The organism is Mesorhizobium sp. M0496 (genome assembly GCF_040321205.1).
Classification (GTDB): Bacteria; Pseudomonadota; Alphaproteobacteria; order Rhizobiales; family Rhizobiaceae; genus Mesorhizobium.
Map to the genome: position 1 here is coordinate 21,660 of NZ_JAMYRC010000025.1, position 19,614 is coordinate 41,273.

Here is a 19,614-nt window from a genome sequence, read left to right on the forward strand (position 1 = left end):
GTTTGATATCAACAGGCAAGTGGCCATAGCCACTAGCCTCCGCGGCGGTTTACACCACGAATTCGGGCGGCTGATAGCAGAATCATGCCGCGCTGTCCACAGTCGAAATGAACTTCGAGCGCTAAACCGCAGCCGGTTTGCCAGAGATCAAGATAAGGGGTCGACTACGCCGTCGCCAGGTGAAGCCGCTCGAAATCCTCGAAGAATTCACCGTAGTCGCAGGTGATCTCCTCGCCCTCGGCGATGTCGCGGGTCGCAGTGGCCCCGCCATACTGCGAAAAGTCCGTGTTCGGGTTGCCGGAATGGTTCATGAAGCGCCCATTGTCGACTTCATAGACCATGAAACCCGGCCGGTCTGGGCTCGGATAGGCATAGCGGTCCAGCAATTCCCTGAGATGCGAGGGTGCCGCCTCGTATTTATCCATCGGGATCAGCCGGTCGAAATCGGGATCGAGCCGCCAGATCGACGCGCCTCTCCTGATCGGCTCGGCGGCGAACACGCCGACACCTTCGATTGCGCTCGCAGCCACATAGGTTCTGATCAGCATCATGGTTGCAGGACCGGTTTTGACAAGAAGACCGTTTCGACAGGAAACGGCATCGCCAAATCGCGCAGAAAAAGCAAGACCGGCCGCCCGCGTTGCGGCTATGAACATGCGTCTTGGCCGCGAAAACCCTTCACGTCCGGTTGATCGACACGCCGCCGTCGGCCAGCAGTGCCGTTCCGGTGGTGAAGCTCGAGGCGTCGGAGGCGAGGTAGAGCGCCGAACGGGCGATCTCCTCGGGCACCGCGACACGCTTCAGCGCATGCAGCCCCTCCACGAATGCCCGCGATTCCGGAGTCTTGAAGGTCGCTGCCGGCGTGTCGGTACCGCCGGGCAGCAGCGCGTTGACCCGCACGCCTTTTGGGCCGTATTCGGCGGCCAGCACCTGCGTCAGCCCGATGAGCCCGGCCTTGCTCGCGGCATAGCTGGTCATGCCAGGCATGCCCACGGTGTGGCCGACGAAGGTGGAGGTGAAGATCAGTGAACCGCCGCCGCGATCGATCATCGCCGGCACCTGGTATTTCGCACCGAGAAAGGCGCTCGTGAGGTTGGTGTCGAGCGTCTCGCGCCAGCCCTCCAGCGGCAGGTCCGAAATCGGTCCCATCTGGCCAACAGCACCGGCATTGTTGAAGGCGATGTCGAGCCCACCGAACTTTTCGACCGCCAGGTCGACAAGGGCCTTTGCATAGGCTTCGTCGCGGACATCGCCGGCAAGGGCGATTGCCGCGCCATCGGCGTCCGCGATCTCGGCGACAAGTGCATCAAGCTCGGCCTGCCGGCGGGCGGCGACGATGACCTTGGCGCCTTCCTCGGCGAAGAGTTTTGCCGTGGCGCGGCCGATGCCGGAACTGGCGCCGGTGACGATGGCGATCTTGTTGGTGAGTGCGAACATTTTCTGCATCCTTTGCTTCGCGCCAGCTCTGCCGGCAATTGGATGCTTGGTCGCAAATGGGGCGGGTCGGAGCCACCCGATACCTGCGAAGGCCGCGTCGTTCGAACTATTGCCTCAGCAGCCAACCGAGCCGATCGAGCGAAAATGCGTAGCTGATGGCGATGAGCAGGGCGACGATGGTGCCCGTTGTCGTGTAGCCGGCGACATAGAATCCCGCAGCACCGCCGAACAGGATGACCAGTTCGAGCACCAGCCGCACCGCGCCGGGCACAGGCACCGGTGCGCGGCCCGACAGGCTTGGGTCGTTGAGCACCGCGAAGGTCCCCCACAGCACAGCCGCGATGAACGGCAAGGCCAGTGCAGGGACCCAGCGCCACCATCCGTCGGACAAGCTCCAACCTGCAATGCCGACGCCAAGCAAGGCGGCAAGCTCCAGCAGGAAGCGCAACGTCAAGTTCCACCAGGCATTGCCCATGATCGTCCTCTGGATTTCCGTCACAGACAATCTGACTGAAGGCTCTCATAGGAGCCAGAGTGCATGCGTCTTTTTCACTACGGCGCAAAACGGCAAGCGCCGTCGCAAACAGCGCAAGGGTGGAAGCGCTGTTTCGCTAGTGATACACCTCGCGCGCCGGGATCGAATGAACGCCCGGCCGCTATTCGCGAGACCTTTTGGCGAGAGGCTGGGACGTTGAAGAAATATTCGGTATTCGCCATCGCCCGCGAGGCCATGCGCGGCCACAAGGGCTGGGAGGAGCAGTGGTCCTCGCCTGAGCCCAAGAAGGAATACGACGTCATCATCGTCGGGGCCGGCGGCCATGGCCTGGCCACAGCCTACTATCTCGCCACGGTGCACGGCATCACCAATGTCGCGGTGCTGGAAAAGGGCTGGCTCGGTGGCGGCAACACCGGCCGCAACACCACCATCATCCGCTCCAACTATCTCTATGACGAGAGCGCCGGCATCTACGACCACGCGCTGAAGCTGTGGGATGGGCTGAGCCAGGAGCTCAACTACAACGTCATGTATTCGGCGCGCGGCGTCATGATGCTCGCGCACAATGTTCACGATATCCAGGTGCTGAAGCGCCACGTGCACGCCAACCGGCTGAACGGCATCGACAATGAATGGCTGACGCCGGAGCAGGCGAAGGAATTCTGCCCGCCGCTCAACACCTCCAAGGACGCGCGCTATCCGGTCGTCGGCGCTGCCTTGCAGCGGCGCGGCGGTACGGCGCGCCACGATGCGGTCGCCTGGGGCTATGCGCGCGGCGCTTCGGCGCGCGGCGTCCACATCATCCAGAACTGCGAAGTCACCGGCGTCAAGCGGGCCGCCAATGGCGCGGTCATGGGCGTCGACACGACGCGCGGCTTCATCGGCGCCAAGAAGGTCGGCGTCGTTGCCGCCGGCCATTCCTCGGTCATCATGAACATGGCCGGCGTGCGCATGCCGCTGGAGAGCTATCCGTTGCAGGCGCTGGTGTCGGAGCCGGTCAAGCCGGTGGTGCCTTGCGTGGTGATGTCGAACACGGTGCACGCCTATATCTCGCAATCCGACAAGGGCGAACTGGTGATCGGCGCCGGCACCGACCAGTATGTTTCCTATTCGCAGACCGGCGGCCTGCACATATTGCAGCATACGCTGGACGCCATCTGCGAGATGTTCCCGATCTTCACGCGCATGAAGATGCTGCGCTCGTGGGGCGGCATCGTCGATGTGACGCCGGACCGCTCGCCGATCCTGGCCAAGACGCCGGTGCCCGGCCTCTACGTCAATTGCGGCTGGGGCACGGGTGGCTTCAAGGCAACGCCGGGCTCGGGCCATGTCTTTGCCCACACCATCGCCAGGGACGATCCGCACCCGATCAACGCGCCCTTCACCATCGAGCGCTTCCGCACCGGCCGCCTCATCGACGAGGCGGCAGCGGCGGCGGTGGCGCACTGATGATGGCGCAGATGGCTGTCGCGATGCCGCTGATGCTGGCGGGGGAACAAGTGCTGGCGGGAGAACGGGGCATGTTCCATTTTCCGTCGGCGGACGAAGTGCGCACGCAGCCGATCAGCCGTGCCGGGAACGAGGCCAACTGGCCGTTTTCCGTCGACGAGGGCATGCTGGCCTGCGTCTGGAGCGGCGGCCAGAAGGTGGTGATGTTCTTCGAGGGACGACCCGAAGGGCTCGACGAGGACGAGACGTTCACGCCACGCCAGGTGATCGTCACCACCGATCCGATGCAACTGACCCTCGGCAACATGGCGTCTCGCGATCTGTTTCGTCCCGCCGCAAGCGTGGAGGAGCGCATCCGGCTCGTCGCGCCGTTCGCGACGTTGGGACAGAAGCTTTGCGATCAACCGGCGGGCGCCCGCGTCGGCCACGGCGAATTGTAGGAACCACGACAATGCTTCTCATCCGCTGCCCCTATTGCGAGGAAGAGCGCCCGGAACTCGAGTTCCGCAATGCCGGCGAGGCGCATATCGCGCGCTCGGCCAACATGGCCGGCGAGAGCGATGACGATTTCGAAAAGTTCTTCTTCATTCGCTCGAACCCCAAGGGCATCATCTATGAGCGCTGGCGGCACATGCATGGCTGCGCGCGCTTCTTCAACGCCGTACGCGACACCGTCACCGACAAGTTCGTCATGACCTACAAGGCCGGCGAGCCGAAACCGTCCAAGCTGCCCAAAAACTCCAACGAAGTGGTTGCCAAATGAGCGGCGCGTACCGCATTCCCGGAGCCGGCCGCTTCAAGCAGGCCAAGACCGCGCGCTTCAGCTTCGACGGTCAGTCCTATGCCGGCATCGAGGGCGACACGCTGGCCTCGGCGCTGCTCGCCAATGGCGTCCATCTTGTCGGCCGCTCGTTCAAGTACCATCGTCCGCGCGGCATCCTGTCGGCGGGCGCCGAGGAACCGAACGCGCTGGTCGAGATCAGGCGCGACGCGGCACGCAGGACGCCGAACGTGCGGGCCACGGTGCAGGAGCTGTATGACGGGCTTGACGCACAGTCGCAGAACCGCTGGCCGTCGCTGTCCTTCGACGTCGGCGCGGTCAACGACATTGCTTCGCCGCTGTTTTCGGCCGGCTTTTACTACAAGACGTTCATGTGGCCGAAGGCTGCATGGAAGAGCCTGTACGAGCCCAAGATCCGCGCCGCGGCTGGCCTTGGCGTTTCCCCGGACCAGCCGGATCCCGACCATTATTCGTCGCGCTATGCGCATTGCGACGTGCTGGTGCTGGGCGGCGGTGCTGCCGGCATCGCGGCGGCGCTTGCCGCAGCCGAGACCGGCGTGCGCGTCATCCTTGCCGACGAACAGGCCGAGTTCGGCGGCAGCCTGCGGTTCGAGAGCGGTGCGAAAATCGACGGCCAGGACGGCTTTGCCTGGGCTCAAGGTGCGGTGGCGAAGCTCGCCGCCATGGACAATCTCCGCGTGCTCTCGCGCACGACGGCGTTCGGCTATTACGCGCAGAATTTCGTCGGGCTGGTCGAACGTGTCAGCGAGCATCTGAAGGCGCCCGGCCACGATCTGGCGCGCGAGCGGCTGTGGCAAGTCAGGGCCAAGCGCGTGGTGCTGGCCTCCGGCGCCATCGAGCGCCACATGGTGTTCGCCGACAATGACCGGCCGGGCATTATGCTGGCAGGTGCGGCGCGCACCTATCTCAACCACTATGGCGTCGCGGTCGGCAAAAATGTCGGCGTCTACACCGCCAATGATTCCGCCTATGCAGCGGCAATTGACCTCAAGAAGGCCGGCGTCAACGTGGCGGCGATCGTCGATTTGCGCGACAACCCGACCGGGCCGGTGATCGACGAGGCGAGGGCACTCGGCATCGAGGTCAATTTCGGCCGTGCCGTTATCCGCGCCGGCGGCAAGCTCAGGGTGTCGTCGATGACCGTGCAGCCGAAGAATGGCGGCGGCGAACGCACCATCCCGGTCGATGCGATCCTGATGTCGGCCGGCTGGACGCCGTCGGTGCATCTGTTCTCGCAGTCGCGCGGCAAGGTTGCCTTCAACGACGAGACCAAGCGCTTCGTGCCGGGCACCTATGCACAGGACTGCGTCTCGGTCGGCGCCTGCAACGGCACCGATGGGCTGTCGGCAACAATCGACGAGGCCTATGCGGCGGGCGCTAAGGCGGCCAAGGATGCGCGTGCCAAAACCGCCAAGGGTACGAAGCCGAAGGTCGACGCCTCGGAGAGCTGGTCGCGCGGCATGCTGGGTGCGGCGCCCGGAGCCGGGCCGGACACGACGGTGAAGGCGTTCGTCGACTTCCAGAACGACGTCACCGCCAAGGACATCCGCCAGGCGGTGCACGAGGGCATGCGCTCGATCGAACACGTCAAGCGCTTCACCACCAACGGCATGGCGACCGACCAGGGCAAGACCTCCAACATGCACGGCCTGGCGATTGCCGCCGAGACACTGGGCAAGCCTATCCCGGAAGTCGGCCTGACCACGTTCCGGGCGCCCTATACGCCGGTGACCTTCGGCGCAATCGTCAGCCATGCGCGCGGTCCGCTGTTCGACCCGACGCGCAAGACCGCGATCCATCCCTGGGCCGAGGCGCAAGGTGCCGTGTTCGAGGATGTCGGTCAGTGGAAACGCGCCTGGTATTTCCCCAAGGGGGGCGAGGACATGCACGCCGCGGTCGACCGCGAATGCGTCGCGGTGCGCAAGACGGCCGGCCTGTTCGATGCCTCGACGCTGGGCAAGATCGAAGTGGTCGGTCCGGATGCGGCGAAGTTCATGGAACTGCTCTACACCAACCCGTGGGAGAAGCTGGAGCCCGGCCGCTGCCGCTATGGCATCATGCTGCGCGAAGACGGCTTCATCTATGATGACGGCGTCGTCGGCAGGCTTGCGCCGGACCGTTTCCACGTGACGACGACGACCGGCGGCGCGCCGCGCGTCATGAACCACATGGAGGACTATCTCCAGACCGAGTTCGCGCATCTCAATGTCTGGCTGACCTCGATCACCGAGCAATGGGCCGTCATCGCGGTGCAGGGACCGAAATCCCGCGACATCATCGCTCCGCTGGTCGAAGGCATTGACATGTCCGACGAAGGGCTGCCGCATATGTCGGTGCGCGAAGGCAAGATCTGCGGCGTGCCGACCAGGCTGTTCCGCATGTCGTTCACCGGCGAGCGCGGCTTCGAGGTCAACGTGCCGGCCGACTATGGCCAGGCGGTCTGGGAAGCGCTGTGGGCGGAAGGCCAGAAGCACGGCGCTGCCGCCTACGGCACCGAAGCGATGCACGTGCTGCGCGCCGAGAAGGGCTACATCATCGTCGGCCAGGACATCGACGGCACGGTGACACCGAACGACGCCGGTCTCGACTGGGCGGTCGGCAAGAAGAAGCCGGACTTCGTCGGCATCCGCGGCTTGACGCGGCCTGATCTGGTCGCCAAGGGCCGCAAGCAACTGGTCGGCCTGAAGACCAAGGACCCCAAACTGGTGCTGGAAGAGGGCGCGCAGATCGTCGAAGACCCGAAGCAGGCGATCCCGATGAAGATGATCGGCCATGTCACGTCGAGCTATTGGTCGGAAAACTGCGGCCGCTCGATCGCACTGGCGCTTGTCGCCGGTGGCCGCGATCGCATGGGCGACACGCTCTATGTGCCGATGCCGAACGGGGTGATCGAAGTGGAGGTTACCGGCATGGTGTTCTTCGACGAGACGGGAGGGCGCCTCAATGGCTAAGGCTGCTGCAAGAAAGACGGCACCGGCTGCATCGCCTTCGGTAGAACGCCGTCCGGCGCTGGCCGGACGCAGCACGGCCTCGACCGGCGTCAAGGTCGAGTTGCTGCCGCCGGCCGAGCGCATTTCATTGCGTGCACCGGAGGCCTCGCTTGCAGCGCTTTCCAAGGCGCTCGGCGTGACCCTGCCGAAAAAGCCGAAGACGTCCGCTTCGAAGGGCGGACGCACCGCCTTGTGGCTCGGCCCCGACGAATGGCTGGTTCTCGATGAGGCCGGCAAGGATCCACTGGCCGATTGTGCCGGGGTTACCGCCTTGCACTCGGCGGTCGGTATCTCGCATCGCAACATCGCCATCGCCGTGACGGGAGCCGGGGCAGCGGCGACGATCAATGCCGGCTGTCCGCAGGACCTGTCGCTCGATGGCTTCCCGGTCGGAGCGGCGTCGCGCACCATCCTGGGCAAGACCGAGATCGTGCTGTTGCGCAATGCGCCGGATGCCTTCCGGGTTGAATGCTGGCGTTCGTTCTCGGACTATGTCTTTACTTTTCTGTCCGAGGGATCGCGCGACGCAGCGGTCTGAACCCGGAACGTTTGCAGGGCAGGCTCGTTCTGCATCCTCACGCCGAGGGAGAATGCCGATGCCGTCTAATTCCGCGCCGAAGTCGCCGGTCAAAAAGACGTCGGCCGTCCGTTCGCTCGAACAGGAGCGGCACGAAGCGCCGAGCGCCGAAGAGGAACTTGAGGAAGGCCTCGAAGACACGTTCCCGGCCAGCGATCCAGTGTCGATTACCGGATCGTCCATCTCGGGCGCTCCGGCGACGCCGGGCCAGGCCAAGACCGTGCCCGGGCGCAAGAAGCGCAAGGCGTAGTTTTCCATCGGGCCAGGCGGCATCGGACCTTCTCAATCCCATTGGACATGCTATTTAAAGCGCTTTGGGAGATGAAAATGCCGACAAAAGCGATCGTTTGGGGCGAGAATGTCCACGAACAGACCAATGCCGCCGTGCGCGACCTCTATCCCCTGGGCATGCATGGCACCATTGCCGCGGCGCTTAACCAGGACAAGGGCATCGAGGCGACCACCGCCACCTTGCAGGAACCCGAGCACGGCTTGAGCGAAAAGCGCCTGGCCGTCACCGATGTGCTTTTGTGGTGGGGCCACGCGGCGCATGGCGAGGTCAAGGACGAGATCGTCGAGCGCGTGCAGAAAAGGGTATGGGAGGGCATGGGACTGATCGTGCTCCATTCCGGCCATTACTCGAAGATCTTCAAGCGGCTGATGGGCACGCCCTGCTCGCTGAAATGGCGCGAGGCGGGCGAGCGCGAGCGCGTCTGGGCGATCAACCGCGGCCACCCGATCGCGCAAGGCATAGGCGAGTGCCTGGAGATCGGCGAGACCGAAATGTATGGCGAGCCCTTCGCCGTGCCGGAGCCGCTCGAGACGGTGTTCGTCTCCTGGTACGAGGGCGGCGAGGTGTTCCGGTCCGGGCTGACTTATCAGCGCGGCGCCGGCAGGATCTTCTACTTCTCGCCCGGTCACGAGACCTATCCGATCTATCACAATGAGGGCGTGCAGCAGGTGCTGCGCAACGCCGTGCGCTGGGCGCACAACCCGGCGCCGGCCTGGTCCGGCATCACCAATGCACCAAACGTGCCGACGGATGCGGCGAAGGAGAAGATCGTCCAGAAAGGCTTGCGCCTGCATGCCGACGGCGACAAGGGCCTGAGTTAAGAGGCCTGGGTTGATTGCGGCGTGAGGTGATTGGGGGCCTGAACCGATGCATCGAATTCTCCTGCTCGGCACCGGCGGCATCGCCGGGCATCATGTCGAGGAGTTTGCCGGGATTGCCGGCTGCAGCATCGTCGCCTGCGTTGATCAGGTGCCCGGCCGCGCGGCCGCGTTCGCCGCCGCCAGCAAGATCGGCGATTTCTTCGAGAGCCTGGAAGCGGCGATCGCCTGGGGCCAGTTCGATGCCGCCATCAACGCGACGCCGGATGGTGCGCATATGGCGACGACGCTTGCGCTGCTTGCCGAGGGAAAGCATGTGTTTTGCGAAAAGCCGCTGGCACCGAACCACGCCGATGCGCTGGCAATGACCGAAGCGGCCGAGGCAGCCGGGGTGGTCAACATGGTCAACCTGACCTATCGCAACTCACCGGCGATCCAGGAAGCACGGCGCATGGTGCAGGCCGGCGAGATCGGCGAGTTGCGCCATGTCGAGGCGAACTACCGGCAAAGCTGGCTGGTCAGCAAATCATGGGGCGACTGGCGGGTCGAGGACAAGTGGCTGTGGCGCCTGTCGAGCCGGCATGGCTCGACCGGCGTGCTCGGCGATGTCGGCATTCATATCCTGGATTTCGCCACCTATGGCGCCGACCAGGATATCGTCAGCCTGCATGCCGATCTGGTGACGTTTCCGAAGGCCGAGGGTGAGCGTATCGGCGACTATGTGCTGGATGCCAATGACAGCGTCGCAATGACGGCGCGGCTCAGCTCCGGTGCGCTCGCCACGATCGTGGCGAGCCGCTACATGACCGGCCACACCAACGATTTGTCGCTGGCCCTGCACGGCACCAAGGGCGCCATCAAGGTCGAGACAGACGGCAAGCTATCGAACCTGTCCGCCTGCCTGGGCGGGGATGTCGATCTTCAACGCTGGCAAAAGCTGGCACTGCCCGAAGTCAAACGCAACGCCCGGCGCTTTGCCGACGCGCTGGATGCTGGCCGGAACGGTGACCCGTCCTTCCGGCGCGCCGCCGACATGCAGAAGCTGATCGACGCGGCCTTCGAGAGTTCAGCAGCCAAACGGCCGACCTCGGTCGGCTGAAGCTGGCCGGCTTGTGCCGGCCAGGCGTGATTTCTGCGGAAATCAGAATGCGCTCGGCACGATCCAGGGATTGATGCTGATGCCGAGGCGCGGGCCCTTGCCTTCAGCGGTGTTTTCCGTGGAGCCCTTCTTCTCGACCGACCCGGTCGAAGCGCAATCGAGCTTCACGTTGCTCTTCGTGTCGATGCAGGTCGCAGCGGACGCATGCTTAACCAGGTGGGTGGTGTTGGCGGCGAAGGCCGAGCCCGAAAGTGCCAGCGCGGCGGCGAGGGTGAGGAGCGTCTTTTTCATAGTCAGTCTCCGTTTTCGACGGGTGAATTTTTCTCGTACACGTACGATACGTTGTACAGATACGTCCATCGATCGCGAAGTTCAAGTGGAAACCGTACGTGTACGTAAATTTTTTGTTAACCAAGAAATTCAGCCAGTTTGGCTGGGCGGAGAGAAATATGGAAACGAAAGGAACTGGCTTTAGCAGTTGACCGGTGTCTCGGTCAGCGGCGGCACATTTTGCGTGCTGAGCGTGGCAAGCGTGAAATCGCACATCCGCTTTACGAAGGCCTGCGGATCGCCGAAGGGGTAGAACGGAAAGGTGATGAGCAGCGAGATCGTGCCGTGGCCGACCGCCCACAGCATTGTGGCAATAGCGCGCGGATCGCCCTGCAATTTGCCGGCGGCGACGCAGGCCTCGACCCTGCTGATCAGCGCCTTCATGGCCGGGTTGCCCTCTTCCATGTCCTCGTAGCTCCTGCCTTCCGGCAGCTTGGTCTTCTCGGTCATGAACACGGTGCGGTATTCGTTCGGATTGCCGAGCCCGAAGGCCGCATATTCGGTCATGACCGCCTGCAACGCCTCGATAGGATCGTCGGACGAATGCTCCTCGATGCGGCGGGCAAGCGTCTCGAACGCATCCTCGGCGAGTGCGAACAGGATGTCCTGCTTGTCGGCGAAGTAGGAGTAGACCGACATCGGAGCATAGCCGACCCGCTTGGCCAGCTTGCGAATGGTCAGGCCTTCATAGCCTTCCTCCTGGACGAGTTTGTGCGCGGCCTCGACCAGTTCGGAGCGCAGTTCGGCCTTTTGTTTCTCGCGGCGTGTCTGGACGCTCGGCGGCAAGATCTGGTGCCTTTGGTTGGGTTGGTGCCTGGCTAAATTATATACGCTGTACGGAAAGGGACAAGAGCGCGACAGGTTCCCAAGCGGCAAGCATCAGATTGCGCTGACGCCCGTCATCACGCCTCCTTGTCGACCAGTTTCGTGGCGAGATGCGAAAGCAGTTTCACTGCCTCGCCGTAGGTTTTCGCTTTTTCCGGATTGGAGGCGTTGCCGTCCAGCGCCCGCTTGAAGACTCCCTGGCAAATTGCAGCCAGCCGGAAGAAGGAGAAGGCGAGGAAGAACGTCCAGTTGCCGATGCTGCTGAGTCCGCGCCGCCGGCAGTAGCTGGCGACATAGTCTTCTTCGGAAGGCAGGCCGATCGCGGACCGGTCGACACCGCCCAAGCCGCGAAAACCCGATGCGTGCGGCAGCCGCCATTGCATGCACTGATAGGCGATATCGGCGAAGGGGTGGCCTGATGTCGACAGTTCCCAGTCGAGCACCGCCAGAATCTTTGGCCGGTCCGGCGCGAAAATCAGATTGTCCAGCCGGTAGTCGCCATGCACCAGCGAGACGCGGCCGTCATCTTCCGGCATGTGTGTCTCCAGCCAGGCAATCAGCCGGTCCATATCGGCCACCGTGCCGGTCTCCGAGGCGCGGTACTGGTTGGTCCAGCGCGCCAGCTGGCGCTCGAAATAATTGCCCGGCCGGCCGAAATCGCTCAGGCCCACGGCCCCGACGTCGACATCGTGCAGCGTAGCGAGGGTGTCGTTCATGGCATCGTAGATGGCGGCGCGTTCATCGTTGTCGCCTGCCTCCGGCAACGCCGGATCCCAGAAGATGCGGCCGTCGAGGAAATCCATCACATAGAACATGCGGCCGATCGGCGAGTCCTCCGCCGACAGATGCAGCATGTCAGGCACTGGCACGGCAGTGCCGGCAAGCGCGCTCATCACCGTGAATTCGCGGTCGACCTGATGCGCCGATTTCAGCAATTGGCCCGGCGGCTTGGCGCGCAGCACGTAACGGCCGCTTGCCGCCGTCAGCAGATAGGTCGGGTTCGATTGGCCGGATTTGAACTTTTCGATTGCAGCAAGCCCGGAAAAGCCCGGTATGTTCGCCTCGAGGTAAGGCGCAAGCGCGGCCTGGTCGAGGACGTTCGGATCTTTCATACCGTCTCGGGCTGGCGTTCGATCAGGGTCAGCGTCAGCCAGCGGGCGGTCAGCGCCGGTTTCTTCGAGCCTTCGATCTCGATCGTCACGTCATGCGCCGTCTGCACCCAGCCCGACGGCCTGACCTTGACGTCGGCCAGCACGAAACGGGTGCGGATGCGCGCGCCGGTCTTCACCGGCGCCAGGAAGCGCAGCGAATCGAAGCCGTGGTTGACGCCCATCTTGCTGTTTTCCAGCGGCGGCATGGTCTCAAAGGTCATCGCCGACAACAGCGACAGCGACAGGAAGCCGTGTGCGATAGTGCCGCCAAACGGCGTTTCGCGCGTGGCCCGCTCCGGGTCGCAGTGGATGAACTGATGATCGTCGGTGGCGTCGGCGAACTGGTCGATCATACGCTGTGTCACCACTCGCCACGGCGACACGCCAACCTCCTTGCCGATATTGGCCAGAAGCACATCGAGACTGATCGGTTCCACGCTCATGTCCTCCAGTTCACCTCCGGCTTCTATGGCCGGAAAATGTCATTCCTTGAACAGCGTCAGCCCATGCTGCACCGACTGCCCGCCGTCGATCGGCAGGATGGCGCCGGTGACATAGCTGCCTGCACGGCTGCACAAATAGAGCGTTGCGCCGGCAATGTCATCCGGTGCGCCGATACGGCCGATCGGAACATGGTTGCCGACATGTCTGGCCTGTTCATCCGTGCCGGTGGCAAACGCCGTCATCCGGCTCTGGAAGGGGCCGGGGGCGAAAGCGTTGACGGTGATGCGGCGGGCGGCGAACTCGAGCGCCAGTGTGCGCGTCAGATGATGAACCGCGGCCTTGGAGGCAGTGTAGGAATAGGCGTCGTCGGCCAGCGGCTGCGTGCCCATCACCGAACCGAGGTTGATCACCCTGGCCGGATCGGCGTCGCTGGCGGCGGCATCGAGCAGCGGCAGCAATTCGCGGGTCAGATGGAAGACCGCGGTGACGTTGACGCCGAGCACTTTCGCCCAGGCCGAATAGGGGAAGCTTTCCAGCGGTGCGCCCCAGGAGACGCCGGCGTTGTTGACCAGGATGTTCAGCCTGTCTGTCCGCGCCTTGACCTCGGCGACGAGTGCGGCAATGCCGGCTTCGCTGGAGACATCGCCGGCAAAGCCTTCCGCCCGGCCCGGTGCACCAAGCTCGTTCAACTCAGCAGCGACCTTGACGCAATCCTCGCCCTTGCGCGATGCGATCATCACGCTGGCGCCGGCCCTGACCAGCGCGGTCGCCGCCATGCGGCCGATGCCGGTCGCGGCACCCGTCACCAGCGCGGTCTTGCCGGCCACCGAAAACAGCTCGTCCAGATAGCTCATCACAATCCTCCGCGCTCGGCATGCGGGCAAACAGTTCGCGTTGACAAGGCTATCCGAAGTACGGTCATCCTTGCCACTGACAAAATGCCTGGCATGCATGAAGGGTTAGCGACCGATGACGGACATGAATCTCGGCATGACCGAGCGGCTGAAGCCGATCCACGCGCGCGTCGCGGCCATGGTGCGCGACGAGATCATGCCGCTCGACAGGGAATTCCTCGGCGAGGTGGGCAAGGAAGGCGACCGCTGGGTCTATACGGCGCGCCAGAGCGAGATCCTCGAAGGGCTGAAGAAGACCGCAAGAGAGCGCGGCCTGTGGAACTTCTGGCTGACCGGCTCGGAACGCGGCTACTGCCTTTCCACCGTCGAATACGCCTATCTGGCCGAGGAGATGGGCAAGGCGCATCTCGGCGCGGAAACCTTCAACTGCTCGGCGCCGGACACCGGCAATATGGAGGTGCTGGAACGCTACGGCTCGGCCGATCACAAGAAGGCGTGGCTGGAGCCGCTGCTCGAGGGCAAGATCCGCTCGGCTTATCTCATGACCGAGCCGGATGTCGCCTCGTCCGACGCCACCAACATCGCCATGCGCTGCGATCGGCAAGGCGACGACTATGTGCTCAACGGCGAGAAATGGTGGGCCTCGGGCGCCGGCGATCCGCGCTGCGCCATCTACATCGTCATGGTCCGGACCGGTGGCGATGACGAGCCGCAGCACCGCCGCCATTCGATGATCCTGGTACCATCGGGCACAAAAGGCGTGACCAAGGTCCGCGCCATGCAGGTCTATGGCGACGACGACGCGCCGCATGGCCATATGCACCTTCGCTTCGACAATGTGCGGATACCGGCATCGAACCTGATCCTCGGCGAGGGCAGGGGTTTCGAGATCGCGCAGGGGCGGCTCGGTCCCGGCCGCATCCACCACTGCATGCGCGCCATCGGCCAGGCCGAGATGGCGCTGGAAATGCTGTGCCAGCGTTCCGTGCGCCGCGAGGCCTTCGGCCAGCCCTTGGCAAAGCTAGGTGCCAATTTCGACATCATCGCGGAATGCCGCATGGAGATCGAGATGGCCCGCCTGCTCTGCCTCAAGGCGGCATGGATGATCGACCAGGGCGATGCGCGGGCCGCGGCCCCCTGGATCAGCCAGATCAAGGTGGTAGCGCCGCGCGTCGCGCTTAAGGTCACCGACGAAGCGGTGCAGATGTTCGGCGCGCAAGGCATCAGCCAGGACACGCCGCTGGCGCGGTCGTGGACCCATCTGCGGACATTGCGCCTTGCCGACGGGCCTGACGCCGTGCATCGCAGGCAGGTGGCGCGGACGGAGCTGAAGAAATACACGCAGGAAAAGGTCTGAGCGCCGGCATCGCCATCCGGCGACTCCGGCAGGTCCAGGCAAGGAGTGTAGCGATGACCGTCCCCTCGGAAATGAAGGCACTGTTGCTGGTCGGCGACGGTTACACCAGGACCCCGAGCGGCAGCGTGCTGGAGGCGATGGAGCCCTATCTCGAACCGGGCAGCATCGCGGTGCCGAGACCCGGGCCGACGCAGGTGCTGATCAAGGTCAGCCTCGCCTCGATCAATCCGTCCGATATCGCCTTCATCAAGGGCCAGTACGGCCAGCCGCGCGCCAAGGGACAGCCGGCCGGCTTCGAGGGTGTCGGCACCATCGTCGCCAGCGGTGACGAGCCCTATCCCAAAAGCCTGATCGGCAAGCGCGTGGCGTTTGCCACCGGCGTCACCAACTGGGGCTCATGGGCCGAATATGCCGTCGCCGAGGCGGCGGTCTGCATCCCGTTGCTCGACATCATCCGCGACGAGGATGGCGCGGCGATGATCGTCAACCCGCTCACCGCGCTCGCCATGTTCGATATCGTCAAACAGGAAGGCGAAAAGGCCTTCGTCATGACCGCCGGCGCCAGCCAGCTCTGCAAGCTGATCATCGGGCTGGCCGGGGAAGAGGGTTTCCGGCCGATCGTCACCGTGCGCCGCGACGACCAGATCGTGGCTTTGAAAGAGCTTGGCGCGGCGCACGTGCTCAACGAAAAGGCGCCGGATTTCAGGGCGACGCTGCGCCAGGTGGTTAAGGCCGAACAGCCGCGCATTTTCCTCGACGCGGTAACCGGGCCGCTGGGCTCCGCCATCTTCGACGCCATGCCGAAGCGTTCGCGCTGGATCATGTACGGGCGGCTCGATCCCGAAGCCACTGTTATCCGCGAACCCGGCCAACTGATCTTCCAGCACAAGCGTATCGAAGGTTTTTGGCTGAGCGAGTGGATGCGCCAGTTCCGCGATCGTCGCGGCCCGGCGATCCTGGAGGCGCAGAAGCGGTTTTCCGACGGGCGCTGGTCGACCGACGTGACAGCAGTGGTGCCCCTAGCCGAGGCCATGGCGCGGCTGCCGGCCGAACTGGCCAGACCCAATAGCAAGGTGTTCATTCGGCCTTAGCTCCATTCGAAAGACGCGAGAAGCTTGGACATGAATCCTTCAGAGGGCTTTCGAGGGGGCGCAAGGATGGCGGTATCTGGCCGCTGTCTGGATCGTCAGGCGACTATCCGCGTCTTTCAGCCCCCCTATGCCACGCCGCTTTGTCCGTGATATGCCGCCGCCATCGAATGCCGTGACAGTGCTGGACTGAGCCAGTTCCGGGGTGGTGTGGGATGCCTTGATGATGATTTCCAAGCCGGTTTTCGACCGTTTGGGGTTTGGCCTGTGGATCGGAGCGTTCCTGGTCGTTCTTGCCATGGTCCTGTGGTCGCCCAACACGCGTACGGTGTTGCAGGCCTACAGAGACGGCAGCGAGGCGTTTCTGGCCGGCCAGCCACTCTACCACGTCGACCTTGAGGCGGGGTATCTCTACGCGCCAGCCTTTGCCGCGCTCTACATCCCGCTGATGAAGCTCGGACCCCATCTGGGCGGGCTGGTGTGGCATGTGTTCGGCTTTGCGGTGCTGACCTACGCCGCGATGCGACAGGTGCGCAAGCTCGGCGGCGGCGAATTGACGTGGCTGCTTTCTTTCGGTCTTTTCCTGGCTTTGCCGATAGCCGCGGGCGCGATCCGCAACGGCCAGGCGACGATCCTTTTGACCGGCGCCTGCTGGCTTCTCACCCTGTCGGCCCTGGAAGGGCGGCGGGCAGAGACGTTCTTCTGGGCTTCGCTTGCCATCATCGCCAAGCCGACCGCGATCATCATGCTGCTCCTGACGGGAGCGCTGCGCCCTCGTTTGATACCGGTGCTTGTGCTGGCAGTTCTGTTCGTGATCGCCATACCTTACGCTTTCGCGCCCGCCGGTTATCTCAACAACCAGTATGGTGATTTCGCCCATATGCTGACTTCGATGGCGGTCGACAAGATCAGTCGCTTCGTTGCCTCCGATTTCACCGCACCTTTTGCGACGATCGGACTGCCCATCGCGGAATCCGCTGCCACGATCGTGCGCATCGTCACGGCCCTGTTCACGCTCTCGGCGGTCATCTGGTTCGACCGCAAGCTTGAACGCGGACCGGCGGGGCTGGCCATCTTCCTGACGGCCACTTTCTACATGTGCGTCTTCAACCCGCGCGTCGAGCCCAACACCTATGCGATGATCGCGGTGCCCGCCGGTCTCGCCATCGCGCTGTTGTGGCGCGAAGAACGCGGTGGCATTCTGGCCTCGGTGTTGTCGACGGTGCTGTTTGCGGCCGGACTGACCGGCGTCGATCGCCATGTGCACGATTTGCTCTACCCCTGGTTCCGGCCGATCGCGGTTACGTTCATCGCGGGTTCGCTGATCTGGTGGTTCTGGGCCAGGGCGCGGGTAAAGGTGGTGAATGCAGGGGTCGCAAATGGCTGAATTGCGGCCAACACTCGATATCGTGGCGCCGTTCTTCAACGAAGCGCCATCAGCATCGGCGTTCGCACGCCTGCTCGGCGAACTCGAAGCAGCCGTGGCACAACGGTTCGGCATGACCGTGCACAAGATCCTGATCGATGACGGCAGCCGTGACGATGGCGCCGAACGGTTTTCGCAGGTGCTGACCGGGTCGTGGGAGATCGTTCGCCTCAGCCGCAATTTCGGCAAGGAAGTCGCCGTACTCGCCGGCCTCGACCAGTCGCGCGGCGGCATGGTGCTGATCATGGACGCCGACCTCCAGCATTCCTTGGACATCAGCCTGAAGCTCATCGCCGAACTGGTGGACCATCCTGATGTCGATGTCGTCTATGCGCAGAACGACCGCCGCGAGGCGAGCTGGCGGCGCAGCCAGCTGGCCCGGCTTTTTTACAGCCTGATCAACAGCAGCCAGCGTTTCGACATTCCCGAAAATGCCGGCGACTTTCGCGTCATGCGCGGCGCCGTGGCGCGCGCGTTGACCAGCCTGCGCGACAAGCGACGCTTCAACAAGGGCCTGTTTGCCTGGGCGGGCTTCCGCCAGAAGGCGTTGCCCTATTCGCCGGAGGGCCGCGCCAGCGGCACGTCGAAATGGAGCCGGCTCAACCTGATCGCCTTCTCGCTCGAAGGTTTCACCTCGTTCTCCGTCATTCCGCTGCGCCTCATCAGCCTCAGCGGGCTGCTCGCGGCGTTGGCCGGCGCGATCTATGGCGCCAAGGTGTTCTTCGAGGTGATCTTCTACGGCATTGCCGTTCCGGGCTACCCCAGCCTTCTGGTCGCCGTCGTCCTGCTCGGCGGCCTCAATCTGACCCTGCTTGGCCTGATCGGCGAATATGTCTGGGTCACTCTCAGCGAAAGCAAGGATCGGCCGGTCTATCTCGTGCGCGATGTCGTGCGCAGCGATATCTCCGCCGACAGGCCGGAACCGGGCGCTCGCGACAGATGACGCGGCGCATCCGCCTGATCGCCGACGATTACGGCCTGGCGCCCGGCGTTTCCGCTGGGATTCTCGACCTGCTCGATCGCGGGCGGCTGACCGGCACCAGCTGCATGACCGGCTTTCCGGAATGGTCTGAGGAGGCGGAGCGCATAAAACCGCTGTGCGACCGTTATGCGGTTGGGCTGCATCTCACCTTGACCGACCAGCCGGCCGTCGCCGGCCGTTCGAGCCTGGCGCCGGAAGGCCGGCTGCCGCCGCTCCGCGCGCTGGCTTTGCCTGTTCTGCGCGGCCACATTGCCGAGCGCGATGTCCATGCCGAGCTCGACGCCCAGTATAGCCGCTTCGTCGAAGCACTCGGGCGCCGCCCAGATTTCGTCGATGGGCACCAGCATGTGCATTTCCTTCCCGTCGTGCGCACATGGCTGCGCGTGCGTCTTGGCGAAGGAAGCCACAGGCCGGCGCTGCGCGGCGCTCCGGCACTGGCGGGCCAATTCGCCTCGGCGCCGAAAGTCGCGGCGATCGCCGCGCTCGCTTATGGCTTCAACCGGTCGATGCAGAGCGCCGGCTTCACCCTTTTCGAACCGCTCACCGGCATCTATGACTGGCGGCAACCTGAAAAGTTCGCTTCCGTGCTGCAGGCCGCCGTCGAGGCGTTGCCGGAACATGGGCTGTTCATGTGTCACCCCGGCCATGTCGACGAGACGCTGCGCGCGCGCGACCAGATGCAAGGCGTTCGCGAGGTCGAATTTGCGGCCCTGGCATCGGATGCATTCGGCGCCAGCCTGGCCCGCGCCGGTGTCGCGATCATGGATGGCAAGGGATGAGCGACGCCGAGCGGCCCCCGCGTTCGACCGGCAACAAGATCGTCCGCTTTGCCATTGTCGGACTTGCCAACACAGCCATCGACCTTGCCAGCTTCTTCCTGCTGCTCAAGCTCGGGGTTTCGCCGTTGCCGGCCAACATCGCTGCCTGGTTCATCGCCGTCACCTTCTCTTTCGCGGCGAACGGCTTCTGGTCGTTCGAGCGCAATCGAGCCATCCGGCTGCATGACGCGTTCCTTCGCTTCGCCTCGCTTGGGGGGCTGATTTCGCTCGGCGTCTCCAGCATTTCGATCGCGCTGTTCGCAACGACCGTCGGAGTTTGGCCGGCAAAGATTTGCGGTGTCGTGATCGCAGCGGTGCTGAATTTCCTCGCCGCGCGCTGGTCGATCGAAGGCCGATTGCTGAAATAGCGGTGGAAACC

Annotated in this window: 22 protein-coding genes; 14 read left to right on the forward strand and 8 right to left on the reverse strand. The window is 64.0% G+C overall.

Annotated elements, in window-relative coordinates:
• Positions 1-164: 164 nt before the first annotated feature.
• The 3 genes from NKI73_RS20435 to NKI73_RS20445 all read right to left on the reverse strand — a co-directional run bounded on the left by NKI73_RS20435 (position 165) and on the right by NKI73_RS20445 (position 1,936).
• On the reverse strand, positions 165-551 hold the full coding sequence (locus tag NKI73_RS20435; protein WP_352632713.1) for an SET domain-containing protein: 387 nt from the start codon (positions 549-551) through the stop codon (positions 165-167).
• 127 nt (positions 552-678) lie between these two features.
• Positions 679-1,437: an SDR family oxidoreductase gene (locus NKI73_RS20440; RefSeq protein WP_352632714.1), complete on the reverse strand. Its 759-nt coding sequence runs from the start codon at positions 1,435-1,437 to the stop codon at positions 679-681.
• Between the two features lie 106 nt (positions 1,438-1,543).
• The gene (locus NKI73_RS20445; RefSeq protein WP_352632773.1) at positions 1,544-1,936 is read right to left on the reverse strand and encodes a YrdB family protein; all 393 of its coding nucleotides are present in this window, start codon (positions 1,934-1,936) and stop codon (positions 1,544-1,546) included.
• Between the two features lie 192 nt (positions 1,937-2,128).
• On the opposite strand from NKI73_RS20445, the gene NKI73_RS20450 reads away from it, so the two are divergent.
• The 8 genes from NKI73_RS20450 to NKI73_RS20485 all read left to right on the forward strand — a co-directional run bounded on the left by NKI73_RS20450 (position 2,129) and on the right by NKI73_RS20485 (position 9,960).
• Positions 2,129-3,382 carry a sarcosine oxidase subunit beta gene (locus NKI73_RS20450; RefSeq protein WP_184876774.1) on the forward strand — a complete coding sequence of 418 codons (1,254 nt, stop codon included), beginning with the start codon at positions 2,129-2,131 and terminating at the stop codon, positions 3,380-3,382.
• Positions 3,382-3,822: a hypothetical protein gene (locus tag NKI73_RS20455; RefSeq protein WP_352632715.1), complete on the forward strand. Its 441-nt coding sequence runs from the start codon at positions 3,382-3,384 to the stop codon at positions 3,820-3,822. Before NKI73_RS20450 ends, NKI73_RS20455 begins: the two co-directional genes overlap by 1 nt.
• 11 nt (positions 3,823-3,833) lie before the next feature.
• A complete protein-coding gene (locus NKI73_RS20460; protein ID WP_023759679.1) occupies positions 3,834-4,145 on the forward strand; it encodes a sarcosine oxidase subunit delta in 312 nt (103 codons plus the stop codon).
• The gene (locus NKI73_RS20465; RefSeq protein ID WP_352632716.1) at positions 4,142-7,135 is read left to right on the forward strand and encodes a sarcosine oxidase subunit alpha; all 2,994 of its coding nucleotides are present in this window, start codon (positions 4,142-4,144) and stop codon (positions 7,133-7,135) included. The genes NKI73_RS20460 and NKI73_RS20465 overlap by 4 nt, the downstream gene beginning before the upstream one ends.
• Entirely contained in the window at positions 7,128-7,712 is a 585-nt protein-coding gene (locus tag NKI73_RS20470) for a sarcosine oxidase subunit gamma (protein ID WP_352632717.1), read from the forward strand. Before NKI73_RS20465 ends, NKI73_RS20470 begins: the two co-directional genes overlap by 8 nt.
• A 58-nt stretch (positions 7,713-7,770) precedes the next feature.
• Positions 7,771-8,001: a hypothetical protein gene (locus NKI73_RS20475; RefSeq protein ID WP_352632718.1), complete on the forward strand. Its 231-nt coding sequence runs from the start codon at positions 7,771-7,773 to the stop codon at positions 7,999-8,001.
• A 77-nt stretch (positions 8,002-8,078) separates the two neighbouring features.
• A complete protein-coding gene (locus NKI73_RS20480) occupies positions 8,079-8,864 on the forward strand; it encodes a ThuA domain-containing protein (RefSeq protein ID WP_352632719.1) in 786 nt (261 codons plus the stop codon).
• 46 nt (positions 8,865-8,910) lie between these two features.
• Positions 8,911-9,960, forward strand: coding sequence for a Gfo/Idh/MocA family protein (locus tag NKI73_RS20485; RefSeq protein ID WP_352632720.1), 1,050 nt, complete (start codon positions 8,911-8,913; stop codon positions 9,958-9,960).
• 42 nt (positions 9,961-10,002) lie between these two features.
• On the opposite strand, the gene NKI73_RS20490 is transcribed toward NKI73_RS20485, so the two are convergent.
• From NKI73_RS20490 to NKI73_RS20510, 5 genes are all read right to left on the reverse strand, one after another.
• Complete coding sequence (locus tag NKI73_RS20490) at positions 10,003-10,251, reverse strand: DUF680 domain-containing protein (protein ID WP_352632721.1); 249 nt, start codon at positions 10,249-10,251, stop codon at positions 10,003-10,005.
• Positions 10,252-10,431: 180 nt separating this feature from the next.
• Positions 10,432-11,076 (reverse strand): TetR/AcrR family transcriptional regulator, encoded by a 645-nt coding sequence (locus tag NKI73_RS20495; protein ID WP_352632722.1) that lies wholly within the window; start codon positions 11,074-11,076, stop codon positions 10,432-10,434.
• A 116-nt stretch (positions 11,077-11,192) separates the two neighbouring features.
• Positions 11,193-12,227, reverse strand: a complete 1,035-nt coding sequence (locus NKI73_RS20500) for a phosphotransferase family protein (RefSeq protein ID WP_352632723.1) — start codon at positions 12,225-12,227, stop codon at positions 11,193-11,195.
• Positions 12,224-12,709 (reverse strand): MaoC family dehydratase, encoded by a 486-nt coding sequence (locus tag NKI73_RS20505; RefSeq protein ID WP_352632724.1) that lies wholly within the window; start codon positions 12,707-12,709, stop codon positions 12,224-12,226. Before NKI73_RS20505 ends, NKI73_RS20500 begins: the two co-directional genes overlap by 4 nt.
• A 39-nt stretch (positions 12,710-12,748) precedes the next feature.
• Entirely contained in the window at positions 12,749-13,564 is an 816-nt protein-coding gene (locus NKI73_RS20510) for an SDR family oxidoreductase (protein ID WP_352632725.1), read from the reverse strand.
• Positions 13,565-13,679: 115 nt separating this feature from the next.
• Here NKI73_RS20510 and NKI73_RS20515 point away from each other — a divergent pair, with 115 nt between their 5' ends.
• From NKI73_RS20515 to NKI73_RS20540, 6 genes are all read left to right on the forward strand, one after another.
• A complete protein-coding gene (locus NKI73_RS20515) occupies positions 13,680-14,921 on the forward strand; it encodes an acyl-CoA dehydrogenase family protein (RefSeq protein WP_352632726.1) in 1,242 nt (413 codons plus the stop codon).
• Positions 14,922-14,974: 53 nt separating this feature from the next.
• Positions 14,975-16,012 carry a zinc-binding dehydrogenase gene (locus NKI73_RS20520; protein ID WP_352632727.1) on the forward strand — a complete coding sequence of 346 codons (1,038 nt, stop codon included), beginning with the start codon at positions 14,975-14,977 and terminating at the stop codon, positions 16,010-16,012.
• Positions 16,013-16,232: 220 nt separating this feature from the next.
• A complete protein-coding gene (locus tag NKI73_RS20525) occupies positions 16,233-17,396 on the forward strand; it encodes a glycosyltransferase 87 family protein (protein WP_352632728.1) in 1,164 nt (387 codons plus the stop codon).
• On the forward strand, positions 17,389-18,378 hold the full coding sequence (locus NKI73_RS20530) for a glycosyltransferase family 2 protein (RefSeq protein ID WP_352632729.1): 990 nt from the start codon (positions 17,389-17,391) through the stop codon (positions 18,376-18,378). The genes NKI73_RS20525 and NKI73_RS20530 overlap by 8 nt, the downstream gene beginning before the upstream one ends.
• Positions 18,375-19,196: a ChbG/HpnK family deacetylase gene (locus NKI73_RS20535; protein ID WP_352632730.1), complete on the forward strand. Its 822-nt coding sequence runs from the start codon at positions 18,375-18,377 to the stop codon at positions 19,194-19,196. Before NKI73_RS20530 ends, NKI73_RS20535 begins: the two co-directional genes overlap by 4 nt.
• Positions 19,193-19,603 (forward strand): GtrA family protein, encoded by a 411-nt coding sequence (locus tag NKI73_RS20540; RefSeq protein ID WP_352632731.1) that lies wholly within the window; start codon positions 19,193-19,195, stop codon positions 19,601-19,603. Before NKI73_RS20535 ends, NKI73_RS20540 begins: the two co-directional genes overlap by 4 nt.
• Positions 19,604-19,614: the final 11 nt, after the last annotated feature.

What these genes read in the sequence shown, in the direction of transcription:
- NKI73_RS20540 (WP_352632731.1), top strand. Translation starts at nt 19,193, where the DNA reads ATGAGCGACGCCGAGCGGCCCCCGCGTTCGACCGGCAACAAGATCGTC.
- NKI73_RS20455 (WP_352632715.1), top strand. Translation starts at nt 3,382, where the DNA reads ATGATGGCGCAGATGGCTGTCGCGATGCCGCTGATGCTGGCGGGGGAA.
- NKI73_RS20470 (WP_352632717.1), top strand. Translation starts at nt 7,128, where the DNA reads ATGGCTAAGGCTGCTGCAAGAAAGACGGCACCGGCTGCATCGCCTTCG.
- NKI73_RS20490 (WP_352632721.1), bottom strand. Translation starts at nt 10,251, where the DNA reads ATGAAAAAGACGCTCCTCACCCTCGCCGCCGCGCTGGCACTTTCGGGC.
- NKI73_RS20500 (WP_352632723.1), bottom strand. Translation starts at nt 12,227, where the DNA reads ATGAAAGATCCGAACGTCCTCGACCAGGCCGCGCTTGCGCCTTACCTC.
- NKI73_RS20515 (WP_352632726.1), top strand. Translation starts at nt 13,680, where the DNA reads ATGACGGACATGAATCTCGGCATGACCGAGCGGCTGAAGCCGATCCAC.
- NKI73_RS20535 (WP_352632730.1), top strand. Translation starts at nt 18,375, where the DNA reads ATGACGCGGCGCATCCGCCTGATCGCCGACGATTACGGCCTGGCGCCC.
- NKI73_RS20465 (WP_352632716.1), top strand. Translation starts at nt 4,142, where the DNA reads ATGAGCGGCGCGTACCGCATTCCCGGAGCCGGCCGCTTCAAGCAGGCC.
- NKI73_RS20510 (WP_352632725.1), bottom strand. Translation starts at nt 13,564, where the DNA reads ATGAGCTATCTGGACGAGCTGTTTTCGGTGGCCGGCAAGACCGCGCTG.
- NKI73_RS20525 (WP_352632728.1), top strand. Translation starts at nt 16,233, where the DNA reads ATGATGATTTCCAAGCCGGTTTTCGACCGTTTGGGGTTTGGCCTGTGG.
- NKI73_RS20520 (WP_352632727.1), top strand. Translation starts at nt 14,975, where the DNA reads ATGACCGTCCCCTCGGAAATGAAGGCACTGTTGCTGGTCGGCGACGGT.
- NKI73_RS20530 (WP_352632729.1), top strand. Translation starts at nt 17,389, where the DNA reads ATGGCTGAATTGCGGCCAACACTCGATATCGTGGCGCCGTTCTTCAAC.
- NKI73_RS20440 (WP_352632714.1), bottom strand. Translation starts at nt 1,437, where the DNA reads ATGTTCGCACTCACCAACAAGATCGCCATCGTCACCGGCGCCAGTTCC.
- NKI73_RS20505 (WP_352632724.1), bottom strand. Translation starts at nt 12,709, where the DNA reads ATGAGCGTGGAACCGATCAGTCTCGATGTGCTTCTGGCCAATATCGGC.
- NKI73_RS20485 (WP_352632720.1), top strand. Translation starts at nt 8,911, where the DNA reads ATGCATCGAATTCTCCTGCTCGGCACCGGCGGCATCGCCGGGCATCAT.
- NKI73_RS20475 (WP_352632718.1), top strand. Translation starts at nt 7,771, where the DNA reads ATGCCGTCTAATTCCGCGCCGAAGTCGCCGGTCAAAAAGACGTCGGCC.
- NKI73_RS20435 (WP_352632713.1), bottom strand. Translation starts at nt 551, where the DNA reads ATGATGCTGATCAGAACCTATGTGGCTGCGAGCGCAATCGAAGGTGTC.
- NKI73_RS20480 (WP_352632719.1), top strand. Translation starts at nt 8,079, where the DNA reads ATGCCGACAAAAGCGATCGTTTGGGGCGAGAATGTCCACGAACAGACC.
- NKI73_RS20460 (WP_023759679.1), top strand. Translation starts at nt 3,834, where the DNA reads ATGCTTCTCATCCGCTGCCCCTATTGCGAGGAAGAGCGCCCGGAACTC.